This window comes from Thalassospira sp. B30-1 (assembly GCF_015767575.1).
In the GTDB taxonomy this organism is placed as follows: domain Bacteria; phylum Pseudomonadota; class Alphaproteobacteria; order Rhodospirillales; family Thalassospiraceae; genus Thalassospira; species Thalassospira xiamenensis.
Map to the genome: position 1 here is coordinate 3,091,062 of NZ_CP065232.1, position 22,974 is coordinate 3,114,035.

Annotated in this window: 15 protein-coding genes; 2 read left to right on the plus strand and 13 right to left on the minus strand. The window is 55.6% G+C overall.

Annotated elements, in window-relative coordinates; genetic code table 11:
• Positions 1-341 precede the first annotated feature (341 nt).
• The 5 genes from IT971_RS14630 to IT971_RS14650 all read right to left on the minus strand — a co-directional run bounded on the left by IT971_RS14630 (position 342) and on the right by IT971_RS14650 (position 12,543).
• Positions 342-2,504 (minus strand): HlyD family efflux transporter periplasmic adaptor subunit, encoded by a 2,163-nt coding sequence (locus IT971_RS14630; protein ID WP_063095500.1) that lies wholly within the window; start codon positions 2,502-2,504, stop codon positions 342-344.
• Positions 2,505-2,510: 6 nt separating this feature from the next.
• A complete protein-coding gene (locus IT971_RS14635; RefSeq protein ID WP_063095499.1) occupies positions 2,511-3,839 on the minus strand; it encodes an efflux RND transporter periplasmic adaptor subunit in 1,329 nt (442 codons plus the stop codon).
• A 50-nt stretch (positions 3,840-3,889) separates the two neighbouring features.
• Positions 3,890-4,603: an efflux RND transporter periplasmic adaptor subunit gene (locus IT971_RS14640; protein WP_158526688.1), complete on the minus strand. Its 714-nt coding sequence runs from the start codon at positions 4,601-4,603 to the stop codon at positions 3,890-3,892.
• An 83-nt stretch (positions 4,604-4,686) separates the two neighbouring features.
• Complete coding sequence (locus tag IT971_RS14645; RefSeq protein ID WP_063095495.1) at positions 4,687-6,219, minus strand: TolC family protein; 1,533 nt, start codon at positions 6,217-6,219, stop codon at positions 4,687-4,689.
• 279 nt (positions 6,220-6,498) lie between these two features.
• Entirely contained in the window at positions 6,499-12,543 is a 6,045-nt protein-coding gene (locus IT971_RS14650) for a DUF4347 domain-containing protein (protein ID WP_065702070.1), read from the minus strand.
• Positions 12,544-13,032: 489 nt separating this feature from the next.
• Between IT971_RS14650 and IT971_RS14655 the strand changes: the two genes are divergently transcribed.
• Positions 13,033-13,809: a phage tail protein gene (locus IT971_RS14655; protein WP_063093984.1), complete on the plus strand. Its 777-nt coding sequence runs from the start codon at positions 13,033-13,035 to the stop codon at positions 13,807-13,809.
• A 51-nt stretch (positions 13,810-13,860) separates the two neighbouring features.
• Entirely contained in the window at positions 13,861-14,649 is a 789-nt protein-coding gene (locus tag IT971_RS14660) for a phage tail protein (RefSeq protein WP_082822675.1), read from the plus strand.
• 1,005 nt (positions 14,650-15,654) lie between these two features.
• Here the strand turns inward: IT971_RS14660 and IT971_RS14665 are convergent.
• The 8 genes from IT971_RS14665 to IT971_RS14700 all read right to left on the minus strand — a co-directional run bounded on the left by IT971_RS14665 (position 15,655) and on the right by IT971_RS14700 (position 22,871).
• Positions 15,655-16,143, minus strand: coding sequence for a GAF domain-containing protein (locus IT971_RS14665; RefSeq protein WP_063093978.1), 489 nt, complete (start codon positions 16,141-16,143; stop codon positions 15,655-15,657).
• Entirely contained in the window at positions 16,136-17,446 is a 1,311-nt protein-coding gene (locus tag IT971_RS14670; RefSeq protein WP_037991768.1) for a TRAP transporter large permease, read from the minus strand. Before IT971_RS14670 ends, IT971_RS14665 begins: the two co-directional genes overlap by 8 nt.
• Before the next feature lie 52 nt (positions 17,447-17,498).
• Complete coding sequence (locus tag IT971_RS14675) at positions 17,499-18,011, minus strand: TRAP transporter small permease subunit (protein ID WP_063093976.1); 513 nt, start codon at positions 18,009-18,011, stop codon at positions 17,499-17,501.
• A 70-nt stretch (positions 18,012-18,081) separates the two neighbouring features.
• Positions 18,082-19,071 (minus strand): TRAP transporter substrate-binding protein, encoded by a 990-nt coding sequence (locus IT971_RS14680; RefSeq protein ID WP_037991770.1) that lies wholly within the window; start codon positions 19,069-19,071, stop codon positions 18,082-18,084.
• 43 nt (positions 19,072-19,114) lie between these two features.
• A complete protein-coding gene (locus tag IT971_RS14685) occupies positions 19,115-20,350 on the minus strand; it encodes an amidohydrolase family protein (protein ID WP_037991771.1) in 1,236 nt (411 codons plus the stop codon).
• Positions 20,347-21,000, minus strand: a complete 654-nt coding sequence (locus IT971_RS14690; RefSeq protein ID WP_063093974.1) for a TetR/AcrR family transcriptional regulator — start codon at positions 20,998-21,000, stop codon at positions 20,347-20,349. Before IT971_RS14690 ends, IT971_RS14685 begins: the two co-directional genes overlap by 4 nt.
• A 142-nt stretch (positions 21,001-21,142) precedes the next feature.
• Positions 21,143-22,453 (minus strand): TRAP transporter large permease, encoded by a 1,311-nt coding sequence (locus tag IT971_RS14695; RefSeq protein ID WP_037991773.1) that lies wholly within the window; start codon positions 22,451-22,453, stop codon positions 21,143-21,145.
• A 10-nt stretch (positions 22,454-22,463) separates the two neighbouring features.
• The gene (locus IT971_RS14700) at positions 22,464-22,871 is read right to left on the minus strand and encodes a TRAP transporter small permease (RefSeq protein ID WP_196871072.1); all 408 of its coding nucleotides are present in this window, start codon (positions 22,869-22,871) and stop codon (positions 22,464-22,466) included.
• Positions 22,872-22,974 lie beyond the last annotated feature (103 nt).

Here is a 22,974-nt window from a genome sequence, read left to right on the forward strand (position 1 = left end):
ACCCCGCCACATCAGCCAGATGGTTAGCCGTGGGCGGGTCGTTTGCGAGTTTTGAAAAAATCCCTGTGAACATGATTGCTTTCTTCAAGCACCATCTCACGCCGCAATGAAAGTTGGGTGCAGGTTATGTGGAGATCGCGTGGACGCGCGCGTCTCCTCGCCCAGCTGCCCCGTAATCCAGGACCCAAATGACAAAACCCCGCCAATCGGCAGGGTTTTGTCATTTGGATGCGACGGCAGGCATCCAGTCCGGCGCTCCATACCTGGAACGACAAACAAATATTTTGTAATATTAATTACTTAAATGAAATCTGCTCAAATGATCGATCCGGACAATCCCTCTAAAAACTGACTTCCCGGATAAAGCCTGCGACTATCGCTTCATAAAGGCGGCGCGCCCAGCTCATGGGCTCGGCATCAATCTGCAGCCTGCCGCGCTGCATCATCGAAAAACCCTCGCCGGCCGGGGGACTTTCCCTATCCGTCGCAACGATCCCCTCCAGCTTGAAAACCGGATCATGCGGGGTGTATCGGCCATCCCTGTCCGCAGTCGCGGCAATTGTCCCGCCGTGGGTGGATACAAGGGCTGGTGTCTCGATATAGGTGCTGTTGAACCGCTCGACAGTCTCGACCTCGATGTCAAGAACGGGTTGGGTAAACTGTTCCGGATAGAACCTTGCCGATGGCCGGTTGCCGATACGCGCAATATCGCGCTGGGAGACATAGGCGACAACTTCCCATGACGCCCGTTCGCTGGCACCGACAATCCGCGCAAGCTGGGTGCGCGGTGCAATCCAGTCGCCAACCCGGATATCATCGGCCAGTTCGCGCACCATGCCGTCAATCGGCGCACGCAGGGTCAGAAGATCCTGCCGCGCTTCAAGGGCAACGATCCGCGCCGCCAGACGCCGCATTTCCTGAAGACGGGCGGCATAGTCGCCAAGATTATCCCGGCTCGCCTCGGTCTGCGCCAGCAATATCCGCGCCTCGGCAAGCTCCAGCTCCCGAATGCGGTGTTCGGCATCAAGTTCCGGCGCGCTCAGAATGGCAATCGTATCACCGGCCCGGACCCGGTCCCCTTTTTTGACCGTGATTTCGACAACCTGGCCTGCAACCGTGCTGATGATCTCCGCATCATTGCTGGCCTGAAGCACCGCATCTGCCGAAACACGCGATTGCCACGGCACGAATGTCAGAACGGTCAGAACAGCCAACAGAAATCCCGTCACGACAAGCGACGGTGTGACTTTTGCGCTATGGCGGTCTTTCCACCAGTGTTTCATTTCATTTAAAACCGGAATGACGATGAACCATGCGATTTCGACCACAAAAAGGATAATGCCAAGAACCTTGAAGAACAGGTGGTAAACCACCAGCGCAATGCCAAGAAACAGAAAGAAGCGATAAATCCAGACCGCAATCGCAAACGCCGTCAGCATTCGCCGCTTTTTGCGTGGCATCGGTTCGGGGGCGGGATGCCCGAACCGGAAAAGCGTCTCGCGGATCGTCCATTTCGCCATGGCAAAGGACCGGTTTTGCAGATTGGCAATACCCAGAAAATCCGACAGCAGATAATAGCCGTCAAACCGCATGAAAGGGCTTAGATTGATCAGAAGTGTTGTGATCCAGGTTGTCGTCGCCAGAAGGAACACCGCACTTTGCAACGGCCCGGGCGGCACAAGATGCCAGAAAAAAGTCGCCAGCAGCGCAAGTGCCAGCTCAACCCGGATACCGGCCGCCGCAATACGCAGCCTTTTTTCCTTGCTGATGATCCGCCAGGCATCGGACGTATCGGTATAAAGCACCGGATACATCACCAGAAACGCAACCCCCATCGACGGCACCCGGCAGCCATAGCGCGCCGCACTATAGGCATGCCCGAATTCATGAAGGATTTTGGCAAGCGTAAGTGTCACCGCCATCCACACCACGCCCTGCCAGTTGGCAAAGCCCATGAATGTCGACACAAACAGGTCCCATTGACGCAAGGTCAGGAAAATGCCGATCAACCCCAGGATCAGCACGCCCAACTGAACCGCGCGCGATGCGATAATATCGGCAATCGGCTGGGTCTTGCGCAGGAAACCGTCCGGATGAACCAGCGGCACACGCACAAAAAGATAATTGTGGATCGCCCATTTCCAGAAGGGCGGTTTGCCCGCATTGGCAATGCGCGAAAACTCGGCCACGGTCTCGTTGCTGTCGCGCTGCAACAGACCATTACCATGCAGGAACTTTATCAGTCCGTTTAGCGAGGCCTCGTCAACGCTCAGAACCGTATCGCGGCAAATGCGCTCGATGATTGCCTGCCCCTGGCGCAAAGGCCACCGGCGCAGCATTTCAAACGCGGCATAACCGATCCGGAAATACCGGTTGCGCACCGGATCATGGATCGTCCAGCACGGCGCGCCATATTCATCGGTCCCGGCGGGCAGAAGCCTCAGATCCTCGCGCAGTGGCGGCACAACCAGCTCTTTTGCGTTCCCCTGCGGTGCGATTGCCATGGCAGATCAAAACCCGATCATCTGGCGCAATGCTGAAAGCGGACGGCGGAAAAGGAACAGCGCCAGCGGAACACGATCCCCCATGATTTTCGCCGATCCCTTCAACCCGATACGGGGAATGTCATCCGGGCTGTCAAAGCGCGCCACCGCCTGATAGGCCAATATGCCTTCTGGCGTTTCCTTTGGCTGATAGGCGGCATATTCAAGCGTTGCGTCAATCGAACCAAGCGGATCAACATCCAGAAACAGCCGGACCTCCGCCCCCGATTGCAGGGCGATGGCATCGGAAACCGGAATGGAAATACCAAGCTCGGCGGCATCGGGGGCGGCAATGGCCATGACCTGCTCACCCGTCGAAACAGGCCGCCCGCGCCAGTCATTGGAATCACTGAAAATCGCAATACCCGATTGCGGTGCCCTGACCTCGATCTGCGAAAGCTGATAGCGGCTGAATTCGGCCTGTTCCTGACGCAATGCCAGACGCGTCTGCGAAAGCGCAACCTCGGCCCGGCCCTTGGCATCCCCGAATGCCTGCTGCGATGCACGGCGCAGTTCCGCCTCGGCGGTATCGACCGCGCGCAACGCTATCTCGTAATTTGCCTTGAATTCCGCACCTTCAAACGAAAACAGAAGATCGCCCTTTTCGACCGGCGCATTCGGACGAACACTGATTTCGCGAATAACCCCGGTGATCGGGGCGGCAATCATGACCGGATCGCGCGGCATGACCGTTGCCGGGGCAATAATACTTTGCCGAACCGGGATGGCCAACACAAGAACAAGGCCGACGAAAACACCGGCCAGAACGGCGCGGCGTTTTTTCCCGGCCTCAAACAATCCGCCCCGCCTTTTGCGCGGGCGAAGCGCATTCCACGCATGGCCAAGCGCATCGGTCAGTTGTTCGACAAGAAGCAGTTCCCCGTCCTGCCATTCCGGGGCCCGGATCAGTAACAGAAGGCCAAGCGATGTGCCATCCGGGGCAAGAACAGGCTGAGACAGGATATTGTCCTGAAGAAACTCCCGCCAGTCCGCTTCGACATCAGCACCATCCGATGCACGCGAAAATATCTTCTTCTGATCGGGGGTAATCTGCCGGTTGGCAAGCTTTTCGACGAACCGGATATAGGGGGCATTGCGGTCCACCGTCGGAACGTTTGAAACAGCCACCACCCGCAATTTCCCATCCAGCCCATGCGAAAGCAACACCGCCTGCTGATAGGAAATCAGTCGGCGTGTTTCCGTAACGGCCACGAACTGAAGTGCGGTCATATCCCGGGCCTGGCGGATGGACTTTTCGATGCCCAGCAAAATTGCGGATGCTGTAATGGTGCTCATTTTACCCGTCGGTTCTGGTCGCGTGCCGCTTCGCCCTGTGCCGGAAACGCTCAGGATTCCGGTTCAAAAACAGCAACACCGCTCATGCCCGGCAACAGCTTCCCGGCATCGCCATTGATGGCTGCAAAGACTTTAACCGTCTGGCTGACCGGGTCAATATCAGCACCGATCCTTTCGGTGGTTGCCGCAATGACCGATCCCGTTTCCTCGATCCGCGCCTGAAAGCTCTGCCCCGTCGAAAGCCATGACAGCCAGCTTGACGGCACGATCAGTTCAAGTTCAAGATTGCCCGAACCGATGATTTCCATCAGTTCATCGGCAGGATTGGCAATCTGATAGGGCTGGCTCAGCCACTGGACAACAGCCCCGTCATAGGGTGCCGTGATCTTGCAGCGATCAAGATACACATCATGAAGCTGCAACTGCGCCAGTGTCCGCTCCTTTGCTGCTTGCGCCATGACAACATCAAGCTCGCCAACACTGCGCAATTCAAAAAGCCGCTGCTGGGATTTCAGTTGGGCATCGGCCTGGCGATAGTCGGCCGCCGCCGTTGCGCGTTGTGCCTTATAGGCCGCACAATCAAAAGAAATCAGCAAATCGCCCTGCTTGAACTTCTGGCCCGGACGGACCGTCATTTTATCAATTCTCGCGGCCAGTTCACCGGCAAGAACGGCGCGATCCTGTGTGGTCACCAGAACACGCGCTTGCAGTGGTTCCTGCGCATCTGCCAGAACCGGAAACAACAAAGCCGAAACCGCAAGCATGCAAAACATGCTTGCGGCAGACTTGAATGTGCGGCCCGGGGACTGAACCCGAAATCCGCGCAACGACGTCAGGCTAAAAAGCATCACTGAACAGCAGCCTGCTTCATTTCATTTTCTGATGCCGGATCGCCAACGTCTTCGGCAACGGTGACCGGTGCATCGTAATCCCCCCGGTTCCAGCGCGACAGAACATCGCCGACCGTCTGCGCAAGCGTATCGACAGAATCATCAGGGATATCGTTCGGGAACGGATCTGCCCCGATCGAGGCAAACAGACGGCCATAGGATGCCTGCATGTCGGCATAGGCCATGTCGCGTTGCAGATTGCTGAGCAACGCACGGACATCGGCACGGATCGCCTGCCCCTCGCCGACCGCATTGGCCGACTGGCTGGCATTGACGGTTTCCGATATCTGGTCCTGCACCGATGCGATCCGGTCGGTCAGTTCATAATCGCGCTTGGCAAAGGCAAACCGCAGTTGCGCGATATTGACCTGACTGATCACCGCCATGCTCAGCGCAAGACGCCGCACTTCCGAAAGTTCGATCTGGCTGTCGGCAAGGCGCATGTTTGCCGGTGCCTTGAACAACTGCATCAGGTTCCACGAAAGATCAAGCGACCCTTCATACCAGTCGGAATTGACCTTGTAGCTGTCCGTGGTGTGATTGATACCGGCACTGAAATTAAGCCCCGGCACCATCTGCAGGATGGCGATCTTTGCGTCCTGCTGATTGATCCGCAACTGATAGGCTTCCGAACGCAGTTCCGAACGGTTTTTCAACGCCTCCAGCTCAAGTTCCTCGGCACTCATCGAAAGAACCGGCATTGAACCGGTTTCCGGTTCAACCGCGGCCGCAACCGTGAAATCGCTATCGGGGTGAATGTTCATCAGAACGGCAAGTTCGGTGCGGGCTTCCACCAGTTGACGCTGACGGGTTTCAAGTTCACGCAGGGTCAACAGAAGATCTTCCTGATAGGTCAGCGCATCAAGCGGCGCACCAACCCGTTCACGCACCTGCGTTTCGGAACGCGAAAGTGCCGTACGAACCTTTTCCAGGACCGGTTTGAACTGCACCAGCGCCCGTTCGGCTGCGGCTGCGCGCCAATAGGCACTGCGCGTATCATTGATCACGTTATGGATCACCTGGCGACGGCGTTCCTTGACGATAAGCGCCATGTCCGCCTGCTGATGGGCACGCATATAGCCAATGGCAAAATCCAGAACATTCCAGCTTACCGTCAGGTCGCTATCGCGGACTTTCTTGTCCGAACTGGTGGATGTCGAGGTTTTGCTCTCGTTATAGGTCGAGTCTGACCGGCTGCGCTGTGTCCAGCCGGAACTGGCAACCACGTCGGGCAGAAGATTGACATTGGCAACGTCAAGCTGCCCCATCGCAACGGCTTCTTCCATCAGCTTGAGCCGATGATCAAGGTTGTATTTAAGCGCACGCGCTATCGCTTCCTCAAGCGTCAGCGGCCCGGTGATCTTTTCCTGCTTTTCAAACAGGCGCTTCAGATCATTTTCAACCCGCGCATTATTTTCCGAAACCGTCAACGGCTCCGGCGCAACCGCACAGGCCGATAATACTGCCGCCGCAGTCAGCGCGACCGCCACATTCCGCCATTTTCGGAAAGTTCCGGGAAACTTCAAAGCACGATAAACCAAGACGGTATTCCCCCAAGTAAATTCAAACTCCCGCATCTCTGCCCGACAGATACGCGGCTATCCGATGCGTCATCCGGGTCTGTTGCGATTCTGTCCAAAACCGCAACATCCCTCTTTCCATCTCGATCCCGCCCGGGCTCTTCGAAACCGGTCGGGACATTCCCTCATTCCGGCAGTCAGACAGGGTCGACCGCCGGAAAATCATTACTCAAGTCATCAAGCAAATCATCACGCCGGAATACGATACGTGCCCAGAACCTGGTCAAGCAGCATCGTTTCCATTTCGGCGGCATCGCCAAAGGCTGCCAGTTGCGCGCTGAAATCGTCAAGTGCCGCGGCAAGCTCTGCCTCACCGTTACCATCGATCATGGCCTGATCACCGCCACCCTCGCCAGTCGGGGTTTCACCGTCGCCACCTTCGCCACCTTCGCCACCCGGAGCCTCGCCCCCGGTTGAGGGCGCGCCCAGAATACCGTCATTGCCAACAGGTGTTCCGGTTCCCGCTTCGCCACCGGCACCGCCGCCAAATCCACCGCCGAAGCCGCCGCTGCCCAAACCACCACCAAGGCCACCACCTAGTCCGCCGCCACCAAGGCCACCGCCCAAGCCGCCGCTGCCAAATCCGCCACCGGTCAAAGCAGCACCACCGCCGTTACCTCCCAGTCCGCTGGTAACACCCAGCCCGCTTCCGGCCTGGTTGACGCCAAGCCCTGTCGAAACCGGCGTGCCGGTATTGTCGATCGGGCTGGTACTGCCCAACTGGCCGGTCACGGTGGTCCGGATCGGGCCGCCGGAGTTGAACTGCCCGCCAGAACCATTGCCATTCGATCCGCCGCTAAGCGCACTGCTGACCGGCGTTCCCGCGTCCCCACCCGATCCCGGCGTTTGCAGGATCGGCGGGATCGTTACGACCGGTGTCGGTGGCGGCGCAGGCGGCGGCGGAGGCGGTGGTGGCGTTTCGGCCACCGGCTCTGTCACCCGTACCGTCACCGTGCTGGCCGTGCTGGTGTTTCCGCTGATATCGGTCAACGTCACGCTGATCGTCCGGTTCCCGCCTGCCGGTGTGCCCGAACTGTTTTCATAGGACAGCGCACGTATCAGCGTCTGAACATTTGACGGTTCCGCAGAAGTGTTGAAGTTGATCTTGAGCGTACTTCCCGCCCCGATCGGATTTTCGAGCGTACCAATGACAGTCCCGTTAACCCGAACATCCGTCCCGTCAAGGGTCACAGTCCCGGTGGTATCAAGTGTCAGGATATCCTGGGCTGCGTTACCGCCCCCGGTGATGCTGACCGTAAGGTTCCCGCCGTTACTGAAACCACCCGCAACGAAATCCGCATCCACTATGGCCGCATTCTGCCCGACATCAAGTTTGACCTTTTCACCGGTGGTATAGGCAACACTGTCCCCCGAAAGGTCGGTGATGGCCGGTCGGGCGGTAACATTGACAGTGATTGTATCGCTGTCGCTCACAGTGCCGTCCGATGTTTCCACGGTAATCGTACGCGAACCGGAAGCTGCCGCCGTAAACCGCAGATTGGCCAGCGTCGCATTGACATCGGCGACACTGCCGGAAATCTCGATGGAATTGGTGCCACCCCCGGTGATGCTCGCATTGCCGGTCGTGGTAAATGTTCCATGTCCACTGGGCACCGAAATTGTGGTGGTCACCGTCGCGCTATCGACATCCTCAACCGAAATGCCGGTGATCGCCTTTGCCTCGCCAACAACGGCGGTCTGTGCCCCCGGTACGGTATTGACCGGCGCATCATTGACGGCACCGACTGCAACCGTCGCCGCGATGGACGCACTTGCGGTGTCCGAACCACCGTTGGTCGTACCGCCGCTGTCGCTAATGCCGGTAAGGGTCACAACACGGCTCGATGTGCCGGGATTGTTACTGCTTGACGCATAGGTCATGCCATCGACCACGGTTTGCGCATCCGCCGCACTCAGGGTACCGCCGGTAATCGTGATGGTCGCAACACCGCCCGTAACCGAAACGTTATAGGTCAGTCCGTTGGTGGCAGTGGACCCGGTTCCATTGACAAGCGAGATCGCCTTACCATCAAATGTGATGCTGTCGCTGGCTTCGGCATTGGTCACCGTAAAGGTCATGCCCGAAATCGTCTGACCGCTTTCACCCGTGCTGATCGTGACACCAGAGAACAGATCAACCGCCGTACCGTTTTCGGTAAAGGTCGGAGTGCCACCAGTGGCCGAAACCGTCGGCGCATCATTCACACCCACCACATTGACCGTAACATCAGCCGGGGCGGAGGTAAAACCACCCGACGCATCGGTAACCGTCACCCGTACCGTCCGCGCCCCTGTCGTCGGATCATCCGCGTTGCTGTTGCTGTACTGGATCGCCGCCAGAAGGCTCGCGACCCGTGCAGGGGTGGCGTTGCCATCGAAATTGATCACCAGATTGTTGCCTGCGGCAATATTGTTGGCCAGCGTACCGATCACGGTGCCACCGACACTGACAGTCGAGCCCGCAGTTGAGCCGGAAAGCGTAATCGTGCCCCCGGTCGAAAGCCCCAGGATATCCTGCGCAGCATTGCCGCCGCCTGTGATACTGACGGTCAGATTGCCGCCATTGAAATCGGTATTGTCGCTATCGGCAACGGTCGCCGCCGTTCCGGCATCAATGGCAACCGCGCCGCCGCCTTCGGTATAGGTGACACTATCCCCATTCAGATTGCCGATCACCGGAGCAGAGACGATATCGACATTGCCGCCGCCAACCTGCGGATTGACCGTACCGTCATCGGCATTGATCGTAAAGGTTGCCGCATTATCGCCCGCCGCGTTCGATGCGCCGGTATACTGAATATTGGATGTGGTATCGAGCCATGTGTTGATATTGGCTGCCGTGCCCGTCAGCGTCAGCGTGCCGGTACCCGAACCGCCCACCGTCACACTGCCCGACGAGGTCGCGGCAAATGTCCCGGCGGATGCCGCAATCGTCACTGTAAGACTGTCGCCGTCAATATCGGCAAAACTGACAGCAGACAGATCGAAATTGCTGGCCGTGTTCTCGGTCACCGTCACATCGGTCGGAATACCCGTTACCGTCGGCGCGTCATTGGTTCCGGTAATATCGACATTGCCACCGCCAACCTGCGGATTGACCGAACCATCATTGGCATTGATCGTGAAGGTCGCGGCATTATCACCCGCCGCGTTCGATGCGCCGGTATACTGAATATTGCTGGTGGTATCGAGCCACGTATTGATATTGGCTGCCGTGCCCGTCAGTGTCAGCGTGCCGGTGCCAGAACCGCCCACCGTCACACTGCCCGACGAGGTCGCGGCAAATGTCCCGGCGGATGCCGCAATCGTCACCGTCAGACTGTCACCGTCAATGTCGGCAAAGGTAACGGCAGACAGATCGAAATCGCTGGCCGTATCCTCGGTCACCGTCACATCGGTCGGAACACCGGTAACGGTCGGCGCATCGTTGGTGGCGGTAATGTCAATATTGCCATTGCTGACGGTGGAATCGGTCGTACCATCATTGGCAGTGACGGTAAAAGTCGCGGCATTATCGCCCGATACGTTCGATGCACCGGTATATTGAATATTGCTGGTGGTATCGAGCCATGTGTTGATATTGGCTGCCGTGCCCGTCAGTGTCAGCGTGCCGGTGCCCGAACCGCCCACCGTCACACTGCCCGACGAGGTTGCGGCAAATGTCCCGGCAGTAGCCACAATTGTCACCGTCAGGTTTTGGCCATCAACCTCAGTAAAGGTAACGGCAGACAGATCGAAATTGCTGGCTGTGTCTTCGGCAACCGTCACATCGGTTGGAACACCCGTTACCGTCGGCGCATCATCGACACCGGTAATATCGATATTGCCACCGCCAACCTGCGGATTGACCGTACCGTCATTGGCATTGATCGTGAAGGTTGCCGCATTATCACCCGCCGCGTTCGATGCGCCGGTATACTGAATATTGCTGGTGGTATCGAGCCATGTGTTGATATTGGCTGCCGTGCCCGTCAGTGTCAGCGTGCCGGTGCCAGAACCGCCCACCGTAACACTGCCCGACGAAGTCGCCGCAAACGTCCCGGCGGATGCGGCAATCGTCACCGTCAGGCTGTCGCCGTCAATGTCGGCAAAACTGACAGCAGACAGATCGAAATCGCTGGCCGTATCCTCGGTCACCGTCACATCGGTCGGAACACCGGTAACGGTCGGCGCATCGTTGGTGGCGGTAATGTCAATATTGCCACTGCCGATCTGCGGGTTTGTCGTGCCGTCATTGGCATTGATCGTAAAGGTCGCGGCATTATCGCCCGATACGTTCGACGCGCCAGTATATCGGATATTGCTGGTGGTATCGAGATAGGTATTGATATCCGCTGCACTGCCTGCAAGCGTAATGGTCGTGCCGTTAACAAGGGTTGCTGTCACGCCACTGCCAACACCCGAACCATCAACAGGGGTCGCAAACGTCCCCGCTGATACTACAATCGTCACCGTCAGGTTATCGCCATCAACATCGGCAATCGTGACCGCCGACAGGTCAAAATCGCTGATGGTATCTTCTGTCACCGTCACATCGGTCGGAACACCACTGGCCGTCGGCGCATCATTCACCGCCGTGATGTTGATCGTCACCGTATCGGCAGTACCATCTATTGTTCCGTCATTGGGCGTGACTGTCAGGGTTGCCGCAGTCGTATCGTTGCTGGCCGGTGTATAGGTGATCTTGGTTGTGTCATTGAGATAGGTATTCAGGTTCGCCGCCGATCCCTGAAGGGTCATGGACCCGCTGCCTGAATTGGTAATCGTGATCCCCGTGCCAGCCGCACCGGCAATTGCCCCCCGGTCAACCGCAAGCGTCAGGGTGATGGTATCCCCCTCACCATCCGACACATTATAGGCAGATAAATCAATCGCGGTCGGAGTATCCTCGGTAACGGTAACATCTGCCGGTGTACCGCCCAGTGCTGGTGCGGTGTTGCTGACAATCGCCTTGACATCAACAACTTCAATATCATTGAGACCTAATCCAGAGTTACTTCCCGTATTGACGGAGGAAATCACAACACTTTTGATGTCATTAAGACTTGTTGTCGAAATCCCGCTGAACACAGAGAAGTCGGTAATGGTTTGCGCCGAATTTTCAGTTGCAAGAAGAGTTCCTGTTGCTGTCGAATTATCAGCGTAAGTCACTTCGATTGTTATGGTATCATCTTGTTCCGTAAAGTACTTGAAACCAGTCAGGTCAAAGCTGTAACCATCAGCTATTGCCATGGTAAGCTTCGTACCATTACTGCCATCCCCCACCGAACCGTCAAACGCTTGATAGTATCCGGCTGCAGCGCCTGTAAGATCGTAGAAGTATTTATAAGAGAATGTCAGGGTTTGACCATCAACAGTTCTTTCAAAAGTTCTTGTCGTAACACCGTCGCCAGAATTATCGACGTCACCAGAATTAAAGCTAACTGTCTCAAGAATGCCGGAATAGTTGGCAAACTCTCCGGCGTCATCGGCGTCGATTGTCCCGAAATGCGCTTCCAGATCCCAATCCCCGCCAAGCGATGCGGTCCCGGTCATATCGGTTGATGCCGCAATATCGGCACCGGTCAGGGTGGCAAGGGCATTCACAAAGGCCGCCCCCTCACCACCGGCAACATCGCAGCCATAGAGCAACAGGTCACCATCCTCGGCAAGCGCATTGCCCAGCATCTGCAATTCGTCGGCGCGACCGGTCAATGACTCCTGCGTCAGGGTTGCCGTCCCGACATGAAGCTGGCCTTCGGAACCATGGCTGAGCAGATGGATCGCATCGTAACCGGAATTGCCCTCTGCCCACTGCGCCATAGCCGAAACACCGTCCCGCGCACCATCAAGCAGGATAATCGCCTTGCCCGGAGCAACCCCGTTGGCCAGAATTTGCCAGTCGGCGACACTGGTATCAATCAGAACCGCTTCCTTGCGTCCATTATTCTGGGACGGGTCGGCAGCACGGATTTCCTGAAAACCGGTTGAAGATGCCTGTGACAATGCTGCCGCCAGGGCCGCACTTTCCTGATCGCCCCCATCCGCAGAGGTTGTATCATCGGCACTTCCCGAAGTTGCATTTTCAGCTTCCGAGTCTGCTTGCGCCTGTTCTGCACTTTCTGCCGCCGTCGCCGCCCCGGCTGCGTCGAACATGTAACGGGGCTCAAGCGCCAGGGGCAGAACATCCGCTAAACTCTGAACGTGCAGAACGGACTGTGTTTTAATTCCCGCGCGGGTGGCACTTGTCGGCATCAGAGCCTCCGTAAAATTCAATATTGCTCAATGGTATATGTCGCGAAAAAACAGACATCCTGCAACTACTCGAAAGGGTAGTTATGTTGCGATTACTGTGATTACTGCAATTATTCAGCAAAATTTACGCAATTGTCAGAAAAAGTCAGATTTGAACCAGCGATATCATTGTAATCCTCAATGATACGCTCCAACGCTTGAAGTCAAGCCTCCCAGTCCGGGCCAGATCAAACGTTTTTGGACTATAATACCAACACAAATTCTACCCTGACGCTAAAACAGATTGCAATTCGCACAATAATTTATCCACTATGAAGTGGTGCGTCTTGTTTTGACAAGTCGCAAGCAGAAGGACAACGGGTTTCAGGGCAACAACCCGATACGATATCCGACGTCCCGGATCACCTCAACACCACCCCATCCCGAGGATGGCTGTTTTCGTTTTGTCCCAAATAAGGGGGGATCATGTACCCGATCAGGAAATCATCATTGAAACTTTTGCCACTTGCCGCATTGGCCGGGCTGGCATTTGGTGCGGCAACAATATCCGCGCCCAAACCGGCAGCCGCATGCAGCGATCAACCCTATGTCGGTGCGGTATGCATGGTTGGTTTCACATACTGCCCGCGCGAATATATCGAAGCAAAAGGACAGATCCTGCCAATCAACCAGTATCAGGCACTGTATTCGCTTTATGGCACGACATACGGCGGCGATGGAGTGACGACATTCGGCATACCCGATTTCCGGGGGCGCAGCCCGGTTGGCATTGGCCAAAACCCCTATACAGGCACAACCGTCACCTTGGGGCAAAAGCGCGGCACCGAGACCGTCACACTGACTGTTGACCAGATGCCAAGCCACACCCATGAAGCAATATTCGAGGCGACGACCGCCCCCGTGACGGTTGACATCCCCGGAAGCACGGGCGATCTAGACATCACCACGACCTTTTCCGCCTCGACTGCGAATGGTGCCAGTACGTCACCAAGCACGACCAACAACACCTTGTCCAAGGTCGCAGGTCCGCCATCAAGCCCCTATGGTCCGGGCGGCGGCACGAATGTGCCCCTTGCCGGTGTGACAACTTCTGTTACCGGAACTCCGGCAATCCCTGCAAGAACGGCACAGATCAACACGGTTACCGGCGGCAAGGTCAGTGTTGGCGATACTGGCGGCGGGCTGCCCCAGCCCAACATTCCCCCGCAGGCCGCGATCAGGTTTTGTGTTGCAACACTGGGTCTCTATCCGCCCCAACCGGATTGATCCCGTCACGGTATCCCACCGTATTTTGCTGCCCGCAACACAAAGGAAACTATGATGATGATCTCAGCAAGGCGATATTTGATGGTCGCGGTAGCCCTGGGGACGGCTGCCATCCTCATGCCCGAGCCTGCAAGGGCCGAGTGTAGCCCCGATGCGTATCTGGGTTCAATCTGCATGACCGGAATGTTCCGATTCTGTCCGCGCGGCTATGCCGATGCGAATGGAGGGCTGATGAGTATTAACGGGAACGAAGCGTTATTCTCGTTATTCTCCGACATCTATGGCGGCGATGGCCGAACCACTTTCGCCCTGCCGGATTTGCGCGCTTTCATGCCGGTCGGTGCGGGAACCGGCCCGGGCCTTACGCCTGTTGTACAGGGTAATTTGCGCGGCAGCGAGCGCCACGCCCTCTCGCTTATGGAATTGCCCGTGCACAGCCATCAGGCGGACTTCACCCCGACCACGACCAAGGTGGACGTCTTTATCTCCGGACAACAGGGAAACCTGTCGGTAAACACGCAGATTTCCGCCACCACATCCAGCGGCGCGAACGCATCCCCCAGCGCGGCGAACAACACGTTATCGACGGTCTCGGGTACGGCGCGTCTTTACGGCCCTGGTGGGGCAACAAATGTCACGCTCGGCAATCTGGATACGATTGTTGCGGGCACGCCTGCCATCCCACCGACCACCACCATCATTAAAACCGTTATGGGCGGCTTCGTCTCGTTGGAAGACACACCGGAAAACCAGACAAAATATGTACCAAATATCCCGCCGCAAATGGCCATTCGTTATTGTGTGGCAATTGAAGGGACTTACCCGATAAGGCCCCAATAATACTTATGCCCGGATATGGTCCTGCGCGCCCGCATATTGCCCATATCCGGCCCAAAAACACGACTGTCCATGCCCTCATGGCCCGCATCGGATGTTTCTTCACAGTCAACCAGACACCTGACCGCACTTGAAGGCGTTTCGGGCGGTGGCGGAACATCCGGTAACGGGGATGTTGGTAATGGGAAAACCGGCGGTGGATAATCCATGCCGATTTCCGGACCATGACTGACGCGGCGCTATTGCATCGTGACCAAAGGCATTTACCCGCCAAGCCCCTCCTGATAACCGTCGGGCGTCTGCCATCCTCGCCAACTGACGGCCTTCGGGCTCACCGCCCAATCCCATCACCTCCGGCCACGGCGGCACTTCCGGTAACCGATGAAGCCCGGACGCACCTCGGGCGTCTGCCGTCCTCGCCAGATGACGACCTTCGGGTCCACGACCCGCTCCGGTCACTCCCGGCCACGGCGACATTTCCGGCAACCGATGAAGCCCGGACGCACCTCGGGCGTCTGCCGTCCTCCCCAGATGACGGCCTTCGGGTCCACGACCCGCTCCGGTCACTCCCTGCCACGGCGGCACTTCCGGCAACCGATGAAGCCCGGACGCACCTCGGGCGCAAGGCCCCCACCTGTCCACCAACGACGGGTCTTGGCCCGCTGCTGCCATTGCTGCCACTCCCGGCAGTTTCACCTTATCCCTTCCCCAAAAGACACACCTCTCCCGTCATGACAAATGATCGGGTTAGCCCTCCTTAGTTCTCTTACTCCTCGGGCAGAATGCCGCCGTAATGGCTCCGCCAGCCGCCGCCCTGTCCATATCCGTGTCTATGTCTTTGCCGCTGCATCCTGATATCCCCTTTCATCCGGCCCCAAACGCAAAAACCCGCGAGGCACAAGGCCTCGCGGGTTTCGGTCCGGGTGCTTTTCTCCCGTTGACCTGTCTCTTATGCCATACACAAAAGAACAAATCAAGAACTTTTTTGAAAAAAAGCACATTCATATGTTAAATCGGGTTTCGCAGCAGCAAAAGCGGCACGACAAGCAACGCTGAACAGGCAGCAAGATCACCTAAATCGGATGTACTATATTTGCCTTCCTCATGCAGGACACTGATCGCCCCGATTGACTTGCCCATCGCAACCACCGGGACACTGAGGCAGGCAGAACAGCCCAGACTTTTAATCAGTTCATGATCTGGGAACGCCTCGCGCATGGCCGTTTCGTTTTTTCCGAACCATGGCGTCTGATCACGCAGAACGGTTTGCCCCCACTGTGTCGGTCCCATCTTCTTTTTTGCCGATGTCGGATATTTTTCCGGATTATTTGACCAGACGCGACGGCACATATCGTCGCCATTATCCCAGGCAAAGAACGTCATCAGACGGGGTTTAAACCGGCAATCATAAAGATCGGCTATCGCATCAAGTGATGCTTCGGGCTGGGCTTTCGCCGCATATGCCCCCGCCAGTCGAACAAGATCAATATCAGTCATAAAGAGTACTCGGCAACCAAAGGGCAATTTCAGGAAACCAGACAAGCAGGGCAATCGCGCCAAGCATCAGCAGGAAGAACGGGAACGCATATCTTGCCACCCGGCCAACAGACTGCCCTGTCAGGCTTTGCAGAATAAACAGATTGAAGCCAACGGGCGGTGTGATCTGGCCCAGCTCAACCGTCACAATCAGAAAAATGCCGAACCATACCGGATCAATCCCGGCCTGCATCGCCAGCGGCAATGTGATCGGCAAACTCATGACGATGATCGAAACACCATCAAGAAAAAGCCCGAGCACAAGATAGAACAGCGTCAGAACCACAATCAGCATCGAAGGGGACAACTGCCATTCACCGATAGTGCGCGCAATTTCACTTGGAATATGCAGATAGCCCATCGCGGTCGACAGAAAGGCTGCTGCAATCAGGATCGAACAGATCATTGCACTGCTGACCACGGCCCCAAGCAGGGTCCGCACCAACATCGCAACCGAAAACTGGCGCAGGCAGATGGTAATCACAATCGCACCGAACACACCAACAGCTGCGGCTTCCGACGGGGTCGCAATCCCGGAATAGATTGCCCCCAGTACAATCACCATCAGGGTGATAATCGGCAGCAGATCGATAATCGCCCCAATCAATTCCAAAGGCTTGAACCGTGCCTCTGCCTTTGGGGCAATGCCAGGTTTCAGCACGGCACGAAAGGCAATATAGCCAGAAAAGAGCGCAGCGATCATGATGCCCGGCAGAACACCGGCAGCAAACAGACGGCTGATCGAAACCTCGGCCAGGATGCCATAGACGATCATCACGATTGACGGAGGGATCAGCAATCCGAAGCTGCCAGCCCCGGCAAGCGAGCCCAGCGATAAAGATTGATCATAGCCACGACGCGAAAGTTCCGTTGTGGTGATTTTACCCACCGTGGCCGCCGTGGCAGCACTAGAGCCGCTAACTGCAGCAAACATGGTACAGCCCAGTACATTTGTATGAAGCAATCTTCCCGGCAACCAGTTCACAAATGGTGTCAGGCCCCGAAATATCCGATCGGAAATATCTGTCCGGAAAATGATCTCCCCCATCCAGATGAACATCGGAATGGCGGCCAATTCCCAGGTCGTGGAGTATCGATAGACAATATTGGCAGCAATGGTACCGATGCGCGATATATCCATACCGGCAAGTAGGGCAAGTGACAAACCACTCACCGCCAGAAGCCCGACAAATATCCAGACCCCGAGCCCAAGGAACAAGAAAATCAGTGCAAGAACCAATCCCGCAGCAAGAAGTGCATCCATGATAAAACCCGTTTTTTTTAATTACAGTTTCAGCGCGCGAAACGACATGATTTCAAAGCGTTTCGGCATCTGATGCACGATCGGGGATTGCGATGAATTGTCTGATCAGAAGCGCGATCAACTGAAGAAACAGCAAACAGAGCCCGGCAAGAATGATCCCCTGAGGTATCCACATGGGCATTTCGGCAATACTGCTGCTAACGGTATTTCGGGCCCAGTCGCGCGCAACCCGGACCCACATGAAAGAAATCAGAAGCCAGGTCACACCAAGACCGACGACGCAGCTCAAAGCTTCAAGAAACTTGCGATGCCTGCCTGACACATGCCCAAGGAGCAATTCGACGCGAATGATGCTTCCCTCGCCCAACGCATAGGGCAACGCCAGAAAGGTTGCCGTTGCAACGCCATAACCAACCATTTCATCCATGATAAAGGTCGAACTGTCGAAAACCGTTCGCAGAACAATCTCAAAAAGAATGAACAATACCATTGCTACCAAGGTTATGGCGGCCAGGGCAGCTCCCAGCTTGGACAGGCTTTCGATGAATTTGACGACAGATTTCATGATACTATTCGCGTTGAGCGTACCGGGCACAGTATCACCATGCCCGATACCGGTTCAAAGATATCGAGCCCTACTGTGCAAGCAGCTCGTGATAGGTGTCCAACAGTGTCTGGGCATCGTCGCCCACGCGTTCTTTCCACTGCTCAACTTCCGGGGCGGCAGAAGATTTCAGCAGCGACAAAAGATCCGCCGAAACGCCGGTTGTAACGGTTACACCATTTTCGGCAAGCTTGGCGTAGTTGGCTTTAACCCGGGAATCCAGAGCCTCCCAACCGAATGTTTCCGCCTTTTTTGCGGCATCAAGAACAGCTTTCTGACCTTCTTCACCAAGATCATCAAAGGCATCGCGGTTCATGTGCGTGACCTGAAGCGGAAGCGCATAGTTTACTTCGGTAAAATCGGACAAATATTCCCAGAACTGCGACCCGGCACCGCCGTCAGCCGAGGTCAGAACAGCATCGATGCCATTGGTCGTCAGCTGCGGAACGATGTCGCCCCAGCTGAGCTGAACCGGTGACGCGCCCGCATTCTGGAGGGTCTTGGTACCGGGGGTGTCATAGGTCCGAATTTTCAGACCTTTAAGTGCATCTGGTTTATCAATCGGCTTGTTGGCCCAAAAACCAGAAGCCGGCCAAGGTGCGGCATAGAGGAAAACCTGATTGTCCTCTTCGAGCGCCTTTTCATAAAAGGGCCGGGTTGCTTCATAAAGTTTGCGGGTATCTTCAATCGAGGTCGCAATGAATGGCAGCGACGAAACCAGGAAGATTGGATTGATCCCTGACCATGCGCCCGAGAAGGATGACGCAAGCTGTACCGCACCATCCCCGACAGCGTCATAGTGATCGACCGATTTATAGCCCAATGCACCACCATGATGGACGGTGACACTTATGTCGCCATTGGTTTCTTCGCCAAGCGTTTTGGCAAAAAAATCTGCCGTCTGGGCGTGAATGGAGCTTACCGGATATTCGCTCGACATATCCAGGCTGGTTTCGGCATGAGCGCCGGTAACGCCGATCCCGAGTACGACCGCAAGGACCGGAAGGGTAACGTTCTTCATTGCACTTTCCTTTTTTTGAAATTCGGTGATCTTCGAACCGGACTTACAGGGAACCTGTATTTTTAAAAATGCGGCCACCCTTCATGATCAGCGGCATATGCACGCCCTGACGGGTCAGCAAGGACAGGTCGTCGAGCGGATTTCCGTCAACGACAATAATGTCGGCAAATGCGCCCGGCGCGATCACACCGATTTCACCCTCCTTGCGCAACACCTTTGCTGCATCAATGGTAGCAGACCGGATGACATCCTTTGCAGGCAGGTAACGACCGCGCAGCAGGAATTCCTCGGACTGGTGGTCATGCATCTCGCCCAGAAGGTCTGAACCATACCCCATGACGACACCCGCCTTATGCAGATGGGTCAGGCATTCAAGACCAGCACCACGAACGTCTTCGATTTTGGCAACCGATTCCTCAGGCAAGCCAAACCGGGCACCTTCACGCGCCAGCAAGTCATAGGTGATATTTGTCGGGATCACGACGGCCCCCGCTTCGCGGATCAGCTTGGCCGTTTCCGGCTTCATCAGATTGGCATGTTCAATGGATTCAACACCGCACTCAAGCGCACGGCGAATGGCCTCGTCGGTATAGAGATGCCCCGAAACATAAAGCTGTGCATTCTTGGCTTCTTCAACCGCGGCCTTAAGCTCCTCGGTTGAGAAGGCCAAAATTGCAATCGGGTCGGTCGGAGAAGAAACACCACCATTTGCCATCACTTTAATGAAATCGGCCCCTCCCTTGATCTGTTCGCGCGCTGCGCGGCGGACTTCATCAACACCGTTCACAACCACGCCAAGCGAACCGATCTGATCTCTGTAATAGTCAACAGACCGCAGACTGTGGCGTCCGCGATAGTCGGTATGACCACCGGTCTGCGACAGGGCCTTGCCACAAATCACGAGACGCGGCGCAGGCAGACCATCCTGCTCAACCGCTTCGACCAAACCGTAATCAGCCCCCCCCAGATCGCGCACGGTCGTAAAACCGCGCATCAACATGCGTTCCATGATCTTTGCCGAACGCAGCGCGACCAAAGAGTTCGGAAGGTCCGCGTTTTTGCCAAGATTTGTGGTGGTTGCGATGACATGCACATGGCAGTCGATCAAGCCTGGCATCACAGTCTTGCCACGCACATCCATAACTTCTGCATCCGGCGATGTGGCATCGGCCGATACTTCACAAATGCGATCATTTTCAATCAGGATGTTGAGCGGCTCCGTCGGTTCGGCAATCGAGCCATCAACAATACGGGCATTTTTAATCAGTTTTAAGGTCATGATCTTTCTTCTCTGGTGGAGCAAGCGGAGATATCGATACCCAATCCGTTGGCAAACATCTGACGAAGCAGCTGGCGCCAGAAGGACAGGAGTTCATCGAAATATTCGGTATCTTTGCGGACAATGGTCTGTGCCACCATGCCGCGAAACAGGCACATTGTTGCGTTCAGGACGACTTCTGCCTGTCTTGGATCAGCATGGTATCGGCGCGAAATAATGGCCCAAATTTCGTTGAGAGAGCTGTGAAAGCCTTGAACAACCGGTATGAGGCGCGTTTTGAAAAGCGCGTTGTGGCGCATTTCCGGTAGCCATTCCAAAGTTACATAAAACAGGCCATCCGCCATCAAACGCCACAGATAATCAATAATCTCATCAACAGAAATATCCTTGTCTGCGTTCTGTTCAACATATCGGCGCGTGGTTTCGATGGCTTCCTTGAGCTGATATTCGACCGCCGCAACAACAACGTCTTCCTTCGTGGCGTAGTGATGGGTCAAAGCGCCACGCGAGACATCGGCCTCTTTTGCAATTGCCGGGGTCGTCAATCGCGAATAGCCCTGCCACTGCAAAAGCCGAACCGTCGCCTCCATAATGCGTCGACGGGTTTCTGCACTTTTTTCAACTTGTGTGCGGACTGTCCGACCGGTCATCTCGCCATCCTGTTTCAGTATTGATCCTCAGGCCGTTGATGTAACAGATACATATAAAAACAGTATAGACTGTTTGTTTTATATTATGTGCACATTCCTGATGGAAGCCGTCCCAATCTCTAAAATATTTCCATCTCCCAGTTCATCGATACGCCAAAGTCGGCAACCAGAGAGACAAGATCGGGAACAACATCAGGATCAAAAGGGTAAGGAAATCCATGGCGATAAACCATCCGACACCCCGGAATACCTCGGGCAACGTTACAAGGTTCCCCAAAGCACCTTTGATCATATAAACGTTCAAGCCAACTGGCGGAGTTACCAACCCGATCTCCAGAAGCTTGATCAGGATGATCCCAAACCAAATCGGGTCCAGTCCGGCACTGCTTACCAGCGGTAAAATCAACGGCAGGGTCAGCAGCAGAAGCCCAATAGAGTCAATCAGCATCCCAAGCACGACATAGATGACTGTCACGGCAAGGAATATCCACCACGGTTCAGAACTGACACTGAGGATCGAGTCCGAGAAAGCGGCCGGAAGTCCACTTAATGCAAGAAAGCGCGTAAAGAACACAGACCCGATAAGAATGACAAAAATGCCCGTTGCGGCAACAATGGTATCGCGTAGGGAATTCTTGATCGCGTGCCACGTCAATGTTCCGCGAACGGCCGCAATGACAGCCGCGACCGACGCCCCGATTGCACCGGCCTCGGTCGGCGAAAATACGCCGGAAAATATTCCCCCAAGCACCGAGAAAATAAGAACAGGCAGCGGCCAAATCGTTTTCAGGGCAGCGCGTTTTTCTTCTTTCGTCGGGTTTATGACAACACTACCGGCAAGAGATGGCTTGAGCTTCACCCGCGCCATGATCATGCCCATGTAGACAAGGGCCGAAAGCACCCCCGGAATGAACCCGGCCATGAACAGCTGACCGACGGAAACCTTTGCATAAACGCCATAAAGGATCAAAAGGACACTTGGCGGGATAAGAGACCCCAGCGTTCCGGATGCTGCAATCGTACCGGTTGCAAGCCCCTTGTCATAATTGTTCCGCAGCATTTCCGGTACTGCGATGCGTGACATCGCAGATGCCGTCGCGACACTTGACCCCGCGGCCGCCGCAAAGAAGGCACATGCCCCGACACTTGCAATCGCAAGCCCACCGGGCAACTTTGCCAGATACAGCCGCAGCGCTTCAAACAACCCTTTGGTCATGTTGGTTGAGGAGCAAATAAACCCCATAAGCAGAAACATCGGCGCCGCCGTCAATTCCCACTGACCGACATATTCGAACGGCGTTGCAGAAATCATACCCAAGGCGACGTTCACATTAAACATCGCCGCGATACCGCCGATCGAGACAAGACCAAGACTGATCCCGATTGGCACACGCAAAGCAATCATCGCGAGCGCAATAAGGGTCCCAATGATACCGATATCAAGATTACTCATTACTTCCCTCTTACAACGCGCGCCAGCGGGTTAAGGACTTCATCAGATTGCACAGCACCGCCAAAACACATCCGACAAAACCGATTGGCAGCGCCCATCGGCTCGGCCAGACGTAAAAGAGAAAGTTGGACATGATGGTTTCCGAGGACTTGGTCGCGCGAATGGCATCAAGCGTGCTCTGCCAGGCAAGAAGTCCAAAAAATGCAAGCCCCGCCAAACAAGCCAGAACATAAAGAAAGACCTGCGCAGACCTTGGCATTTGCTGAACAAACAAGTCGACACGGATGTGCTGGTTTTGAAGCTCGACATATCCGAACGCAAGAAAGATCGCGCAGACCATGTAATAGTAGGAAACGACTTCGAGTGTTCCGGTTATGCCGTAATCCGAAATTGTCCGAAGCAAAACGTCGGCGGTCACATGAATCATCATGAGAACGACAAACACTGCAGACACCACAAGAAATGCGGTGTTAAGCCAAGATACAGCCCGGTAAAGAAAGTTGGACTGAACTGCGCCAGAA

What these genes read in the sequence shown, in the direction of transcription:
- IT971_RS14670 (WP_037991768.1), bottom strand. Translation starts at nt 17,446, where the DNA reads ATGGATGCACTTCTTGCTGCGGGATTGGTTCTTGCACTGATTTTCTTG.
- IT971_RS14665 (WP_063093978.1), bottom strand. Translation starts at nt 16,143, where the DNA reads ATGACTGATATTGATCTTGTTCGACTGGCGGGGGCATATGCGGCGAAA.
- IT971_RS14660 (WP_082822675.1), top strand. Translation starts at nt 13,861, where the DNA reads ATGATGATGATCTCAGCAAGGCGATATTTGATGGTCGCGGTAGCCCTG.
- IT971_RS14680 (WP_037991770.1), bottom strand. Translation starts at nt 19,071, where the DNA reads ATGAAGAACGTTACCCTTCCGGTCCTTGCGGTCGTACTCGGGATCGGC.
- IT971_RS14695 (WP_037991773.1), bottom strand. Translation starts at nt 22,453, where the DNA reads ATGAGTAATCTTGATATCGGTATCATTGGGACCCTTATTGCGCTCGCG.
- IT971_RS14630 (WP_063095500.1), bottom strand. Translation starts at nt 2,504, where the DNA reads ATGGCAATCGCACCGCAGGGGAACGCAAAAGAGCTGGTTGTGCCGCCA.
- IT971_RS14675 (WP_063093976.1), bottom strand. Translation starts at nt 18,011, where the DNA reads ATGAAATCTGTCGTCAAATTCATCGAAAGCCTGTCCAAGCTGGGAGCT.
- IT971_RS14690 (WP_063093974.1), bottom strand. Translation starts at nt 21,000, where the DNA reads ATGACCGGTCGGACAGTCCGCACACAAGTTGAAAAAAGTGCAGAAACC.
- IT971_RS14685 (WP_037991771.1), bottom strand. Translation starts at nt 20,350, where the DNA reads ATGACCTTAAAACTGATTAAAAATGCCCGTATTGTTGATGGCTCGATT.
- IT971_RS14650 (WP_065702070.1), bottom strand. Translation starts at nt 12,543, where the DNA reads ATGCCGACAAGTGCCACCCGCGCGGGAATTAAAACACAGTCCGTTCTG.
- IT971_RS14635 (WP_063095499.1), bottom strand. Translation starts at nt 3,839, where the DNA reads ATGAGCACCATTACAGCATCCGCAATTTTGCTGGGCATCGAAAAGTCC.
- IT971_RS14640 (WP_158526688.1), bottom strand. Translation starts at nt 4,603, where the DNA reads ATGCTTGCGGTTTCGGCTTTGTTGTTTCCGGTTCTGGCAGATGCGCAG.